Source organism: Candidatus Abawacabacteria bacterium, from assembly GCA_016207805.1.
In the GTDB taxonomy this organism is placed as follows: domain Bacteria; phylum Patescibacteriota; class Gracilibacteria; order RBG-16-42-10; family RBG-16-42-10; genus JACQZO01.
Window position 1 is genome coordinate 14,445 of record JACQZO010000020.1, and the last position, 14,570, is coordinate 29,014.

Here is a 14,570-nt window from a genome sequence, read left to right on the forward strand (position 1 = left end):
AAAAAAAGCCTTGAGTTGGAAGACCAAGGCTTTTTTTCTAAGTCAGAAGTCAGAGGGCAGAAATGATAGAGCAAGGCACAAGAAAGAATACTCAGCAAGAAGCAAGGACATTTATCACTATCTCTAAAATATCACTCTGAGCTAATTTACTTCTGACTTCTGCCTTCTGCCCTCTGACTTTGCCCCCGTCCTATTCCTCTTCTTGGAGCAGTGCGGCTATGGAATCCATCTCTTTTGGCACCATCACGCTTGGGAGCGAAACCAAATGACTTTCTTTCGCCGGACCTAGCGTCGGAACCTCTTGAAAATCTAGCTGTACCATTAGCATGGGAGCGATTTTGACGGAACCCACCAGATTGACCAGCACCTCGACCTTCTCCACCTTGAGCAGAATAAGGACGGTCGGAACGTGGTCGTGGCGTATAGCCACCTTCACTACGCTCACTACTCGGAGAACGTGCTGAAAAATAATTACTTCGTGATCCTGTTGACTCACCTCTACTACGTTGGCCGAAGCCACCACTACGTCTAGGACGGAAACCACCTTCGCCTCGGTCAGATTCATTACCACGATCAGCAGAGAAACCCGATCGTCTTGGTTTAAATTCACGATCAGAAGAATTACCAAATTTATTCTGTGAAAAAGAGTTTCTTCTTGGTCTAAAAGGTCTCTCACCTCTTGAGGCATCACCTTCAACATTTCTAGGCATCACTTTATCATCTCCAGTAGTTAAGCTCGCTGGTTTCCATTCATTATTAAATGGAACCGCATCACGATTACGATCACCAAAAGAGCTCCTTCTGCCCCCACGGTCACCGAATGGTCTTCGACCACCGCGCTCTCTACTAGGACGAAAATCATCACCACGTTCAGCCGAATCTTTGGGTGGCTGACGAGATGGCGGTAATTCTGTCGGTAAAGGAGACTGCGGTAATCGTGCCCGTGTGAGTCGTTCGATACGCTTGAGCAAAAACATTTGATCAGGAGTAGCGAAAGAAACTGCCTTACCTGATTTACCTGCACGACCAGTACGACCAATACGATGAACATAATCCTCAGGATTTTCTGGTAAATCATAATTGATTACCAGTTCAATATCACTAACATCAATACCTCGAGCAGCAATATCAGTAGCAATGAGGACACGATAACGGCCTGTTTTGAAGCCTTGCAAAGCTTGCTTACGCTGGCCAAGAGAACGATTGGAATGTAATTCAGCTGAAGAATGGCCCATACTTCTTACCAAAGTAGAAATACGCTTTGCTGCATGCTTGGTACGAGTGAATACCAATACTGTACCTTCATAATCAGTAAGTAACTTTTCTAATAATTGTGGCTTAGCACCACCTCGGACCACAAACAATTCTTGTTCCAGCTTATCTGCTACTGATCCCTGACGAGCAATCTCAATTCGCACAGGTAAACGCATATGCTTCTTCACCATTTGGGCAATACCATCTGGCATAGTAGCTGAAAAAAGCATGGTCTGACGATCATCAGGCAAGGCATGTAAGATTTGCTCCACTTGAGGAGCAAATCCCATATCAAACATCCGATCCGCCTCATCCAAAACAAGAGTAGCAACTTGCGACAACTGTACTGTTCTTTGCTTCAGATGATCAATTAAACGGCCTGGGGTAGCAATAAGAATCTGAGGATTCCTACGTAAATCGCTTTTTTGTCCCCCCATAGAAGCACCACCGATCAAGACAGCAAAATTGAGATTGAGTCCAGAAGCAACCTTTTTTAAAGATTCTTCTACCTGCAAAGCTAATTCTCGAGTAGGAACCACAATCAGCGCTCGATCATTGCCACCGTGTAACCGTTGTAAAATAGGCAAACCAAAAGCCAAAGTCTTACCAGTACCAGTTTGGGCAATACCGATGATATCTTTTCCTTCCAGACCGGCAGGAATACAAGCATGCTGAATCGGCGTAGCAAGGGTAAATTGTAAACGCTTTAAGTTATTCTGAAGAGCTTCAGAAAGAGGTAAAGTGCTAAACTCATTTGGTGAACTAACAGATGACATATAAAAGGTTGAGAGTAAAATAATCCCCTCAATGATTATAGCCTAACTGAGCCAATATTGTGAGCATTACCATGGAACAGTACAGGTATTTCTGGCTTTGGTCAAACAACAACACCAAACCAACCAAGTATTAAGGTGCTATTTTTGCTCAGATTCAGGTACAAAATGCAAAGTTACAGAAACGACTGACTCCCTAGTCCCCCTACAATCATTGAGACTGTTACAAACAGTTGTTTTTTCTACTCTCCGACCCTCTATTTCTGACCACAAGTCTGCATTAACTGACCCATTTACTAAATTCGGCGGTACGGACTGAAACATACTACCCGTCACAAATTCCGCCCCTCGCGTATCAGCCTCACAAGAAAATGTCCAACTTGTACTATCATTAATCATACCCATAAACGGCATATCCAATGGATTGCTAATATATTCTTCAGTAGGAAAGTGGCACCTTAATTCCTGAGCAAGGTGACCAACAAGAGGACTTAATTGTCTAAACACTGCCCCCTGATCACCATCAGGTCTAGTTTCCGTACCAGCAATATTCAATATGCCAGAATAGAATGAAGTTCTCACCTGATAAACAGCATCCGGTGACAAGTTTTGTGTGGCCATTAGAATTTTTTCAATCAGCTTTCTAACCGACGCAGCAAGATCAACATTACCCTCAGGACTCTTCACTAATAATTCTGGTGTTTTTCTTATTCTAGACATAACTATAATTTTAAAGAAGGAGCATTATTACAACAAGAAAAAGGAATGTCAAACGTCTATTTTCAAAAAGAGTGATTCAGCTCCTTGTCATGTAACAATCTATGAGCCTTCTGGTAGCCAAGCACTACAATCACAGTTTCTGCGCTAATAGCTGCTACTATAATGGCTCCTAATTGCCAGATATTGTCAGTGAGCTGAGTTGCCAATAAAAGGATCACAAGCGCAATCGCCAAAGCAATCAATTCTCGTTTCAAAAACCATCGTTCTTGCCCTAAGGCAAAAAGAGTAATCAAAACCAAATCATAGCCATAAGAAATAGCAGCCAAAAGAAGCATAGCCGGAAACATAAACCAATATTGCTCGATAATGTATTTTTTATCAGCTAAGAAACTGATCAGCGTGGTTGCACCAAGGGAACCAAAAATAAACACGAACAGAGCTAAGCCAGATAAGATTCTCGTAATATCACGATACAACTTTCTTGCTTTTTGCCAGTGCTGATCATCTATATATTTTCTAAAACCAGGCAGCACAGAAAACATTAAAAAAGTAGAAAAGAGACTAGCAACTTGAGCAATTTTGAAAGCAATACTAAAAGCTGAGAAACTTGCCTTGTCTAATAAAATATAAGCAAAATAATCGGGCAAAAAACGGAAATAAAGGGCATTCACAATATTGATAATCCCAAAAGGTAAACTCACTTTGAGAATAGTCCATAATTCAGCCCATACTATTTGCCATTGCCACTTAATCTTTTGCCGCACATAAAAAAGACTAAGCCACATGGTAACCAGAGAAGAAAGGATGGTAACTCCTAAGACCATTAGCACTGAAGCCGTTTCGATAACCGGCTGATTCGTTAAAAGAAAAAGTAAAGCACCTGAATAAACTATTTTACCAAGTAATAAGGCAAAAGTAGCTCGCCCCATTAAATAGTTCGCTTGCAAGAAAGCATCACAGATAGTAGTCACGAAGTCAGCCAATAAGGCACTGAGAAAAAGCACAGTGCCAATCAAAAACAATGGTTCATTTTGGACAAAAAGAGCGGAAACAATAGCAATGACAAAAAACACCAAAGCAGTTACTACTCTGAGGATCAAAGCATTGAAAAACACTTGCCCGTCTTTGGGCTGATCAGAAATCCTACGTACCAGATAAGCAAATAAACCTAAGTTGGCAGCCACCGAAAAGAATAAAGCGTATTCAGTAATTGCTGCATATACTCCATATTCATGCATGCTCAGAAACCGGGCAATCAGCCTTAGATTAATAATTCCTAAAACCAATTGCACAATTTTCCCACCATACTGTACCAGGGTAGAAAAAGCGATTTTCTTTTCAAGGGAAACGACACTACTAGTACCAATATTCATTGGGGTGGTAATACTTCAATAATACGGGCATCACCTTGTTCGATTGGCTCGGCATAATCATGTAAAGCATTATCAATAATCTCCCAAGTAAAGACGTAATTTGCTCCTCTTCTGGTACCAACATCATGAGTAATAATCTTGCCATCTTTGTAGCCCTTCACTACCAGCATATGATACACAGGACCACCATTAGTATAAAAAGGGTTACCCAATTTTCTACCAGCCAAAGGCATAATGACAAAATGACCTTTAGCTAATACTTTCTTTATGTCTTCAAATGTCGGATTTTCATGCACCACACTTTTTAACCCTAGATATTGATCAAGCATCTCTACAGTTTGAGCAACACTGGTATGCTCATAAGCACCGAAATGTCCCTTTTCCCATTCCACTATCCGCAGTATTTGCTGATTAAATTCATCAATATTCCAATTTTTCTTTTGATACATATTCGCCACCAATAAAGCACTCGCCTCTTCACAAGCTTCTTGCCAAGGTAAAGACCAGTTGCCAAAGGGTGCTTGGGAATAGAAAGACATTTTGAGATTCAGCTCAGTTGGAACGGAAGAAGGAGAGCTAAGCCTGCCCTGAGTGGAATCGAAGGGAGCTGAGAGCTGAGAGCTAAGAGGAGAAGGAGAAAAAGTGCGAAATTCGAAGTGCGAAGTTGGCAGTGATGATGGTGAAGTAGTGGGAAGTTGAAAGGCAGATATATCTATCTCTACTGGGACCATCTCAGGGAAATATTGTTTCTTTGTACGCCAGATATATAGGCCGCTGCCCAGTACCAATAATAAAAGAATGGTAATAATAAAAATCTTTCTTTTCATAGAAATCAGTATTCATAAAGACTATAATCTTTAGTCACAAATACGCAAACAACTGTACTAGTTAATTTAAAAATCACCCGATAGCATTATTTTAATAAGCCAATCGGGTGACCTTCACTGATCACTTCGCATTTCGAACTTCGCACTACTTCTACATCATTCTCATACCAAAACCAAAGTAGCTCAGCACTACGCCTATAACCAAAGCAATGACTCCAGCTACTGGTAGCCACCATGATTGTTTACGGAAATACCCCAAAATACTCATAGCAGCATTGGGCAATAGCAAGAGTACCACACCACGAATCAAAGAGGCCCAACCAATAATGGTAATAATCACTGCCCAGTTCCACATCCAAACATTATGGGTACCAATCAAAATCAAACCAAAGAGGAAATGCACTATCCCCGCACCAAATAATAAGAATTGCTGCTTTCCTTTGGCTAATTCATCCACCATATCCTTGAAGTATTTCTGATTGAGCAAGATACCCAAACCAAGAACCACACACAATGGACCAAGTAAGCGTGCGATGATCATGGAATACATCATCATCATTCCCATTGCGTTACCCATCATCGGGTCCATCATGTCCATAGAATATGGCATAGAAATTGTTAAGACAAAACAAACATACCTTTTGCTCTACCATGAAAATAGCTACCTAGCATGAATCTGAAAAGACAAATTAGCTTTTTGTGCCAAAATGGCAAAACTATCACGTTCCATCGATCAATCAAATAACATCCAAAATACCATTGGGCACTTTCTGAACAGGTCCCCCGGCTATCTGGATTAGCGATTCACCTGGTCGCAGATGCTCTTTTGCACTCAAAGTGGCGAAATTAGGATGAGCTCGCGTCAGAACATGGGCTCTAGCTTTAGCTAGAATTGCAAAACCACCCTTGGCCCCTGCGTTTATTGTAGCAAGGAAATCATGAGCCTCTGAGAAACTCCCAGCCGTGCCCAATTGGCCATACCATTTTAGACGATATGCATCTTTCTTATCCCAAGAACCTCGACTATCTTTTTCTCTTTTTACATGGGTATCGAGAGCAATTCCTCGGGTTAATAACTCCAGACGCAATCGACCCAGCTGGCCTGTGACAGTTGTTATAGGCAAACTCAACGCCCTAGCCAAATCAGATACCGTTACTATCTTCCCTTGATCGGTGTGAGAAGCTAATGATGTAGCAATAGCAAATCTATCTTGATTATTATCAAATGCAGGTAGCTGGCATTGTCTTTGGATATAAAAACGAAATGGTGGTTTACCTTGTATCTTTGGTAAAGGATCGGGAGCAATAGCAGCATCTATCACATCACTAAATTCTCCTATATTACCTTCAAGATCTTCTAGCAATGCAGCTACACCCTCAGGAGGTTCTTGATTACGACTGCGCAGTATCTTAATTAATTGCTGACGATCAGTCGCCGCTAATTTTGCTAATTGTGATTTTGCCGTAGCTAGAGCAGTCAGAGCCCGCAAAAGTACATTAGCAACATGTAAGTCAGCCACTTGCTCTACAGATTTATCAGCCAGTATCGCATCTTCCAACGCCCTCTTCACCCCTTTTCTACTAAAGTCTCGAGCTTGAACTTCTCCTGCCTTATCTTCATCTTCACCAGTACTCACTGGATCTGGATCATTTAATCTATCAACTAAAGTTCTAGCCTTGACCAAATTTCAGGCATAAATAAAACCCCATCTCGCCGTCGTCAGAAAGTTGAACCACTATGTATACAATACTAGGTTTAGTTAAAATCCAGGCATGACTTAATTGTTCTGTAACTAAATAATCTTCCACTGCAACAAATCAATTTCCACCTCTATCGCTAAACAATCCGCTATATAAGTTATATGTTATGCACTGCAATTTTCCTGAGGAAGTATCATACCTTCAGGCACTGGACAGACTTTAGAAAAGATACAAGCTTGTTTAGTGATAGAATTAAGCTGTTGTTCAATCACGGCAACAGAACTATTACCATAGGTAATGAGCACTTGATCAAGATCTTTGAATTGATAGTCTTTTAAAGATGCTAGCTCCTGTTTATTGACGAAAAAGCGCAATTTTTTACTACCTTCATTTTGGTATACTTTGCCCTCGTCTGTAGTGAATGAATTATCAGTAAGGGCAAAATTAATTGCCTGAAAAAAATCCGCCCATGTCTGAACTTCTGCATGCACATGAGCAACATTACCGTTCAGATCATGCATGTGTAACGAATGAGACTGAGAGCCAGCCGCACATGTATCCGTACTGGTCATATATTTTTCTTGGCCAAAATTAAACTTCTGGCCATCAAGATAAACAGCAAAATCACTATGCACATGATACTTATGATTATCTTCAGTAACCGGAGCTTCGTACATCCAATCAGGATCCCGATCCAAATAAGCAAGTCCGAGATATAATCCACCCGCTAAAATAATCCCAATTAATAAAGGCCATACTACTTTTTTCATTCAATAGAACTTAGACATCTCGAGTGTAGCCTAAAAATTCTTCGCGTAAAAGAAGCCCTACACTATACGTAGAATTCCGTGCCAACACTCAGCAATAGTAGACATCCTAGCTCCCGGTAATAAAGCATTGTGTGGCATGTCATCCAAAAATGCCTGTTGGACATTTGGTAAAGATGCTAAGAGATCACTATCGGGGCGCTGAAAAATATTATCAGCTCGAGAGCGAATCACAGCAATACAGTGATTTCGTTCAGCTAAGTGTTCAGCTACTTTTCTTGCCTGATCAGCATTACCTGAGCGCAGCGTAATGTCGAAAAACTGTTCAGCAGCTCCCATATTTAGCCCAGTAGCCGCTATTTTGGCAAGCTCCACACCACCATAGCCACTATAAAACAAATGACTAATGGCATTGAGGCTAAAATCTAGTCCTTGAGCACCAGAAAGAACACTTTTCGCAGACGGGACGATATGAGGCGCAGTAGCCATTATATAACGACTTGTCCACAAATCTTCATGGGTGCCAATACCAGTAGGAGCCCATTGCACAAGACCACTTAATTGTACGGGATAATTTGGATCACTGATGACATCATATGCTAAATTGAACGCTTCACGAGCACCAAGAGAATGACCAGAAAGAACAAGTTTTATTTGTTTTCTACCAAAACGGCGCAGCTTTCTCAAAACTGCCAAAAGCACTTTACGATTATCGACCCTTCTCTGCTTCAGACTAATCCGTCCTCTTCCTTGAGCCAAGTCAGCACCCTCAACTGCATTGCCAGTTTGATTGATGGTGAAAAAAGCCGCATTGTATTGATCAGCCAAATCAGCCAATAATTGAATATGTTGATGAGGATCTTCATAACGACTAGTGTGCGCAAAACCAGGCAAATGTACTACTACTGTTTCAGCATCATAACCATCTTTTCCCACATATCGAATTGACCTTCTTTTCCCGGCACCAGGAACATCCAACACCCCAACATCACCTTGCAGTACCTGATAAATTATATCGCGGTTAACAGACAAGGTACCCGGAACAGCAAATCTGCCTGTAGCGCCACCTTCGGCTCGCCAGAGCTCTGTAGCAAACATGAGGTCCCCAAGACCATAAATATTTTGTTGTGATACCTGAGACGCACTGATGCTACCACGCTCCTCAAAATCAGGTGTGGTGATATCCCTTGTAAGATCAATAGACATAGAAAATTAGTCGGCAGCATATCCTACAGGAAAAAAGCGGGAAGTCAATGTTTATACGCTATGATATAATATCATTTACTCGCTAGAGCAAAAAACAATACAATTCAAATGTCCTAATAGAGTCAGTATCAGAAGCTGCTATTGTTCGATTCATGATTGCTGAATATGGGGTATTGCAGGTTCAAAATTATCAAACTTCCAATCAGCAAATACGCGAGCAATTGCTTCACGCTCATGAATTACCGCCCTTGCCAAATCCTCCGTCCACACATGCCTCTTTACTAAAAGAACTCTGAGAGCATCTGCAGTTGCTAGTCTCACATCTGCTTGGGGCATATGAGTAAGCACAGTACCGGCCCAAACCATTTCTCTGCCCCGCATCACCGCATATAACATAGAAAAATCAAAGTTCAAACCGAACCTTTCCCCCTCTTCAAGTTCTCGAACACAATTATCCTCAGATGGCAAAACAACTTTATCAATAACGCCAGCATCATCACCGGCGGCCAAAAACATTCGTCCATTGGGATGAACATAGCCTGACTTAGCAAGCAAAACTACCTTTCCCGGCGTAGTTTCAATTGTTGCTATGGCATCCTTAGGTACTTGTTCCAGTTCTCTATACATTTGATCTGTAGCGATCCAACGATCCATAAAAATAATTAAGTAACAAAAGTACTACAGTAAATAATACAAGACAAGAGAAGCGCTTATTTGCTCAATCAATCAATTCCTAATTCCTCGCTCCTCATTCCTTGAGCTCGCGAAAAGTACTACATACAAAAAAAGTTCCCAGGAATAAGACTCGATCCTTCACCACTTTTTCATTTTTTATTCGTTATTTTTTAATTTTTCGAACTCGCGTAAATATACTTAGGCAAAGAGAAGGGATGAAAAATCACGAATCAAAAATAAGACTCACTCGCAAGCAAGTTCGTGGAGCCCTTGACCAGACTTGAACTGGTGACCCCGTCCTTACCATGGACGTGCTCTACCAACTGAGCTACAAGGGCAGACGCGCAAAGCGCGAAGAATGAGGATGAGGATAAGGTGGTAATTACTTATCTCTTTCTTATCCTGACACTTATCCTTCGATCGCCTACCATATAGTCCATTACTATACTGCAGTGATATCGAAGAATTAGGATAAGGATAAGACGATCGCCGGAGCGATCGTGTGGTAGCAGGAGACGGATTTGAACCGTCGACCCCGGGCTTATGAGTCCCGTGCTCTAACCAACTGAGCTACCCTGCCATAAAAGCGGAAATACTATAGGTAAGAAGTGCTTAGTTGGCAAGAAAAGCGGTGAGAGCAATGCTGAATGATAGGAACTTAAATATTCTTGGGGGAATAATGTTTTCAGAACTACATCTGCATTAGATCCTTCGACTGCGCTCGGGATGACAACGGGAGAAAAAGTGTTGCTTGGACAGTCTTGTCAGTTTTTGCCTCATTGAACTAAAAACTGACAAGACTGTCTTCTGAACAAACTCACCTACCAGTCATCTCGACCTCGTGGAGAGATCTAATGCAGATGTAGTGCGCAAGCATCATCTGCACTAAATTATTAAGTATTTCCCGACTTTCTCAGCTAAGACAGCAATTCCCTTTTTATCACTTTAGGCATATAAAAAGATTGATATTCTTAAAAGTATGTATGCGAAATAAACTCGTAATTACTTTGGCAGCAATAGTACTAGTTTCTGGATGCACCACATCTTCACAACAAACCACCTCTTATTCCCAACCAACTAATACCAGCATAACGACCACACCGCCAATACCTCTGACAAAAACCTCCTTTACTTTGCCAAGTGATCGGCTCAACATTTATACCCTGGGCGATAGTTTAACTGCAGGAGATCGGGATGATGAAGAGCTGGGTGGCTATCCAACGAGATTAGAAGCCTTGATAAAGCCTAATAGACCTAATGTCAAAGCAGTGAATATTGGCCATTCCGGAGAAGATTCATCTGGTGTTTTAGAAAAACAACTACCACAAACTATTGCTGCTCATCCTGATTTAGTATTACTATTGATCGGTAGTAATGACATGTGGAATAATTGTTGGAATGAAAATGGCGCCCTTACTGAAACCGTAGCACACTATGAGCAAAATATTGAGCAAATTTTAACCAAGTTGACTGCTGCCAATATCAAGGTGATGCTCGGTCTAGTCGATGACCAATCAAAAAGACCAGCCGCTAGGGAAATATGCACCGCCACTAATGGTCTCACCCGCATGTCTCAAATAGCCGATGCATTTAATAGTGTATTGAGAGAACAAGCGGCTCGATATAATGCCCTTTTGGTAGACTTCTCAGCCAGCGATATTTTTACCAATCCTACAACCTTAGCTGATGATGGCAATCATCCGAATAGTAAAGGCTACGAAGTCATGGCTCAGCTTTGGTTTGAAAGCTTAAAGCATTATCTATAAACGTAAAACGCGCAAACGAATTAGCGGTACTAATACAAATCAATATTACGCGTTAGGGCAAAGTTGTTTGCAAACAGTAATATTCTAAATATAAAACTTTTGCTACTATGCTGCTAATTAGCAGCACTTCATGGAAATAATTTGCCAGCTCAGTGGACAAAAATTTATGTTATCTGAAGCCGAGCAAAGATTTTGTTTAGCGAGAGGTATTCCGCTAGCAACCATTTCACCCTCAGAAAGACTACGAGCACTTTTTGCTTATCGTAATGAGTGGATACTTTTTGAACGCAAATGTAGTAAAACTGGAAACTCTATTATTAGTTGTTATCGTCCCGACACACCATTTCCAGTCTATGGCCGAGAAGAGTGGCTAGAGCAAGATTGGGATGCTAAGGAGTATGGTCGACCCTATGATTTTTCTCGGCCGTTCTTTGAGCAGTTTCATGAATTAGCTAGCGTTGTACCCAGAATGTCACGTGTAGCTGTAAATGCTGAAAATAGTCCTTATGTGAATCTGAATCTTAATGTGAACAATTGTTATTACACCTTCAGTTGTGTGGAAAGCCAAGATTGTATGTATGGTGTACGTATCATTAATTGTCGGGACTGTGTGGACAATTCATACATTATTCACTGTGAGCTCTGTTATGAATGTGTTAATTGTCACAATTGTTACAATTTAAAATGGAGTACCAACAGCTTCAATTGTCGTGATTCAGCGTTGTTAAATGGTTGTCGCAATTGCTCAAATTGTTTCAGTTGTATCGGCCTAGAACATAAACAGTATTGTATTGAAAATGAGCAATATAGCAAAGAAGAGTATGAACGAAAGATGCAAAAGTTGCTCACTGGTAAAAGAAGTGACTTAGAACAAGCACAGAAAAAGTTTGCTCAGCAGCTGGCTAATTCTTCATATCAATATACTTCAATCGTTAACAGCGAGGATTGTTCCGGCCAATATATCGATAGTAGTCACGCTTGTTTGAACTCTTACTTTATCCGTAATTGCGATCAAATAGAAAATAGTTTCAACTTGGAAAATTGCCATGACTGCTTCAACACAGTCACATCTACTGGCAGCCAACTGATGTATATGAATATGGGCGTACGGAAAAATTCTTACAATGTACAATTCTGTTTTACCGCAGTGCAATTGGTTGATTCACAATATAGTGGTTTTATCATGGCTGAAAGTAATAATCTCTTTGGCTGTATTGGCTTCAATACGAAAGCTAGCTACTGCATTTTGAATAAGCAATATAGTAAAGACGAATATGAGGAATTGCTACCAAGAATTATTGCTCATATGAAATCCACTGGCGAATATGGCCAATGGTTTCCCTTAAAGTATAGTGATTTTCCTTACACCGATAGCATTGCTCAGGAGTTTTTCCCTATTGCCACCGAAGCAGAAGCACAAAGGCTAAACATTCCTTGGACCAATAAAAAAGCGTACCCCACAACGGAACAAACCATCCCTATTCCCGATGACATTGCTGAAGTAGACGAAAGTATCTATGAAAAAATCATGGCCGATAAAGAAAATAAAAGAGCTTTTCGTTTTCAAAAACGGGAAATTGCTTTTTATAGAAGACACAATATTCCTTTGCCTGAACATAGCTTTGAGAGCAGAAATATGAGACGATCCCAACAGTTATTACAATTGAGCAAATAAGATATGGATGGTCAGAATTATGTTTCAAGTAATCAATTTGTCAACTTTGAAGAGCCGCCAATTCAATTTACTGAAACAGCCGAAATAACAGCAGATCGAGTACCCATGGTACGAACAGCGCTGAGATCGTCATTAGCGAGAACAGCACCGTTGGCAAATCTGATTAAGACTATATGTGTAGGCGGGTTATTAGCATATATTGCTCATGACATAAGAGGCCAAAGAATGAGAGAGAGCACCAGAATAGCGCTCTCATCTCCACTCAAGGCATCAAGATAAAAATCCTATGGACTTAAGCGCTGCACATCTCTAGGAAAAAGAGCTGCTTCTTTGACATTCGCTAAATCAAAAATCTTTTGGGTAATTCTCTCTAGTCCCATCCCAAAACCACCTTCAGCAGGCATGCCATAAGCAAAAGCTTCAAGATAATCTTTTAGTCCTAGATTATTCACATCAACACCATGCTTTTTGCAGGAAGCAATCAGATCATTACTATCACTAATACGCCGTGACAGAGTAGCAATCTCCACCCCTTTGAATAATAAATCCGCACGATCAGCTACTGCTGGTTTTTCTGGGTTAATATAATGGTAAAACTTCGCGGCAGATGAAGGGAATTCAGTAATTAGCACGGCATCACTCCCCGTTTCTCTTTTCATGTATTCACAGATAAATCGTTCCTCTTGTGGTGAAGGATCAGGTTCCCCACGAAAATCTTGCCCAGTGTCCTGGAAACAAAGATCATGTAGTGCTTGGACTGTTATTTCAGGAACTTTTTCGGGAATCAATGGCTTTGAAAGTTCCGGCCAAAGATTAAGGATCGTCTGATCTTTTTGCCATAAGTTATCTATCACATAGCGTAATACTCCAATAGCTATCTCAGCAATATCTCGCCAGGAATCAATAAATCCCATTTCTACATCAATCATCACCAGTTCTGACATATGGCGACTCGTATTACTTTTTTCTGCCCGATACGCATGCGCGATTTCATATACTCGTTCAAATACACTGACCATCATTTGTTTATAGAATTGCGGTGACTGGGCAAGATAGGCCGTTCGCTCATAATACTTTACGGGAAAAACTTCAGAGCCACCTTCAGTAGGGAATCCTATCAGCTTTGGTGTCTTCATTTCCGTAAAGTCTTGCTGAGCAAAATATTCTCGCATATAGCGCAGAATACGATCTTGAGCGCTAAAGATCGCTCGCGTTTTTAGATGACGCAGGGAAACTAGCCGTTGATCAAGCATAGTATCCAACCTCACCTCTAAGTTATCTTTATGAATTTCAAAAGGTAAAGCTTTCATTACTGCACTAATGACTTGCACTTTATGAACCTGAATCTCAGGTTGCTGCTCTTTGGGTGATATAACCACCGTACCAGAAATTGCCACCACACTTTCCAAGTGTAACTTTATCAGTTCTGCCCTAAAGGATAATTCCGCTACACATTGCACAATACCTGAACGATCGCGGAGCACTACAAAGGCGACTTTACCTAAGTCACGAATAGTATGTATCCAACCAGCAACAGTTACTTCTTTCCCCACATACTGAGTCAGCTCAGTAACAAGCACACGTCCTTTCATACAAATAAATTAATAGTAACCCTTCACAATAGTCTCGAGATCTATCGTGTAAGAGCGAAAAGGAGTCGCGGTGCCATCTTACTTTCGATGAACCATTACAGTTCACCGCTTATTATCCTCAATCAAGGATTTAGTCGCTCACGGGACTTCCCGGCTAGGTTCTACGTCCCAGAGTTGATCTAGGATTTCTTCCTGCAGCTCAGCTGTGTTGGCAGCCTCAATGCTTTGACCAAAATATAAC

13 protein-coding genes and 2 tRNA genes are annotated in these 14,570 nt (G+C 41.0%); 3 read left to right on the forward strand and 12 right to left on the reverse strand.

The window, feature by feature from the left end; translation table 11 throughout:
• Window positions 1-146 precede the first annotated feature (146 nt).
• The 11 genes from HY817_04035 to HY817_04085 all read right to left on the reverse strand — a co-directional run bounded on the left by HY817_04035 (window position 147) and on the right by HY817_04085 (window position 9,876).
• Window positions 147-2,030: a DEAD/DEAH box helicase gene (locus HY817_04035; GenBank protein MBI4836402.1), complete on the reverse strand. Its 1,884-nt coding sequence runs from the start codon at window positions 2,028-2,030 to the stop codon at window positions 147-149.
• 138 nt (window positions 2,031-2,168) lie between these two features.
• The gene (locus tag HY817_04040; GenBank protein MBI4836403.1) at window positions 2,169-2,747 is read right to left on the reverse strand and encodes a hypothetical protein; all 579 of its coding nucleotides are present in this window, start codon (window positions 2,745-2,747) and stop codon (window positions 2,169-2,171) included.
• A gap of 62 nt (window positions 2,748-2,809) precedes the next feature.
• Complete coding sequence (locus tag HY817_04045; GenBank protein ID MBI4836404.1) at window positions 2,810-4,120, reverse strand: oligosaccharide flippase family protein; 1,311 nt, start codon at window positions 4,118-4,120, stop codon at window positions 2,810-2,812.
• Window positions 4,117-4,947: a C39 family peptidase gene (locus tag HY817_04050; GenBank protein ID MBI4836405.1), complete on the reverse strand. Its 831-nt coding sequence runs from the start codon at window positions 4,945-4,947 to the stop codon at window positions 4,117-4,119. The genes HY817_04045 and HY817_04050 overlap by 4 nt, the downstream gene beginning before the upstream one ends.
• A 151-nt stretch (window positions 4,948-5,098) precedes the next feature.
• Complete coding sequence (locus tag HY817_04055; protein ID MBI4836406.1) at window positions 5,099-5,557, reverse strand: hypothetical protein; 459 nt, start codon at window positions 5,555-5,557, stop codon at window positions 5,099-5,101.
• A 127-nt stretch (window positions 5,558-5,684) separates the two neighbouring features.
• Complete coding sequence (locus tag HY817_04060) at window positions 5,685-6,632, reverse strand: hypothetical protein (GenBank protein MBI4836407.1); 948 nt, start codon at window positions 6,630-6,632, stop codon at window positions 5,685-5,687.
• Window positions 6,633-6,812: 180 nt separating this feature from the next.
• Window positions 6,813-7,418 (reverse strand): hypothetical protein, encoded by a 606-nt coding sequence (locus HY817_04065; GenBank protein MBI4836408.1) that lies wholly within the window; start codon window positions 7,416-7,418, stop codon window positions 6,813-6,815.
• Window positions 7,419-7,475: 57 nt separating this feature from the next.
• Window positions 7,476-8,621, reverse strand: a complete 1,146-nt coding sequence (locus HY817_04070) for a hypothetical protein (GenBank protein MBI4836409.1) — start codon at window positions 8,619-8,621, stop codon at window positions 7,476-7,478.
• Window positions 8,622-8,771: 150 nt separating this feature from the next.
• Entirely contained in the window at window positions 8,772-9,275 is a 504-nt protein-coding gene (locus HY817_04075) for a hypothetical protein (GenBank protein MBI4836410.1), read from the reverse strand.
• A gap of 283 nt (window positions 9,276-9,558) precedes the next feature.
• Window positions 9,559-9,634, reverse strand: a tRNA-Thr gene (locus tag HY817_04080).
• 165 nt (window positions 9,635-9,799) lie between these two features.
• Window positions 9,800-9,876, reverse strand: a tRNA-Met gene (locus HY817_04085).
• A 403-nt stretch (window positions 9,877-10,279) separates the two neighbouring features.
• Between HY817_04085 and HY817_04090 the strand changes: the two genes are divergently transcribed.
• The 3 genes from HY817_04090 to HY817_04100 all read left to right on the forward strand — a co-directional run bounded on the left by HY817_04090 (window position 10,280) and on the right by HY817_04100 (window position 13,016).
• On the forward strand, window positions 10,280-11,062 hold the full coding sequence (locus tag HY817_04090; protein ID MBI4836411.1) for an SGNH/GDSL hydrolase family protein: 783 nt from the start codon (window positions 10,280-10,282) through the stop codon (window positions 11,060-11,062).
• A gap of 130 nt (window positions 11,063-11,192) precedes the next feature.
• The gene (locus tag HY817_04095; GenBank protein MBI4836412.1) at window positions 11,193-12,737 is read left to right on the forward strand and encodes a hypothetical protein; all 1,545 of its coding nucleotides are present in this window, start codon (window positions 11,193-11,195) and stop codon (window positions 12,735-12,737) included.
• A 3-nt stretch (window positions 12,738-12,740) separates the two neighbouring features.
• Window positions 12,741-13,016 carry a hypothetical protein gene (locus HY817_04100; protein ID MBI4836413.1) on the forward strand — a complete coding sequence of 92 codons (276 nt, stop codon included), beginning with the start codon at window positions 12,741-12,743 and terminating at the stop codon, window positions 13,014-13,016.
• A 5-nt stretch (window positions 13,017-13,021) separates the two neighbouring features.
• On the opposite strand, the gene aspS is transcribed toward HY817_04100, so the two are convergent.
• Window positions 13,022-14,329: an aspartate--tRNA(Asn) ligase gene (gene aspS / locus HY817_04105; protein MBI4836414.1), complete on the reverse strand. Its 1,308-nt coding sequence runs from the start codon at window positions 14,327-14,329 to the stop codon at window positions 13,022-13,024.
• Window positions 14,330-14,570 lie beyond the last annotated feature (241 nt).

Coding starts and splice junctions, on each gene's coding strand:
- HY817_04095 (MBI4836412.1), top strand. CDS start 11,193: ATGGAAATAATTTGCCAGCTCAGTGGACAAAAATTTATGTTATCTGAA.
- HY817_04045 (MBI4836404.1), bottom strand. CDS start 4,120: ATGAATATTGGTACTAGTAGTGTCGTTTCCCTTGAAAAGAAAATCGCT.
- HY817_04065 (MBI4836408.1), bottom strand. CDS start 7,418: ATGAAAAAAGTAGTATGGCCTTTATTAATTGGGATTATTTTAGCGGGT.
- HY817_04090 (MBI4836411.1), top strand. CDS start 10,280: ATGCGAAATAAACTCGTAATTACTTTGGCAGCAATAGTACTAGTTTCT.
- HY817_04055 (MBI4836406.1), bottom strand. CDS start 5,557: ATGCCATATTCTATGGACATGATGGACCCGATGATGGGTAACGCAATG.
- HY817_04070 (MBI4836409.1), bottom strand. CDS start 8,621: ATGTCTATTGATCTTACAAGGGATATCACCACACCTGATTTTGAGGAG.
- aspS (MBI4836414.1), bottom strand. CDS start 14,329: ATGAAAGGACGTGTGCTTGTTACTGAGCTGACTCAGTATGTGGGGAAA.
- HY817_04050 (MBI4836405.1), bottom strand. CDS start 4,947: ATGAAAAGAAAGATTTTTATTATTACCATTCTTTTATTATTGGTACTG.
- HY817_04040 (MBI4836403.1), bottom strand. CDS start 2,747: ATGTCTAGAATAAGAAAAACACCAGAATTATTAGTGAAGAGTCCTGAG.
- HY817_04100 (MBI4836413.1), top strand. CDS start 12,741: ATGGATGGTCAGAATTATGTTTCAAGTAATCAATTTGTCAACTTTGAA.
- HY817_04035 (MBI4836402.1), bottom strand. CDS start 2,030: ATGTCATCTGTTAGTTCACCAAATGAGTTTAGCACTTTACCTCTTTCT.
- HY817_04075 (MBI4836410.1), bottom strand. CDS start 9,275: ATGGATCGTTGGATCGCTACAGATCAAATGTATAGAGAACTGGAACAA.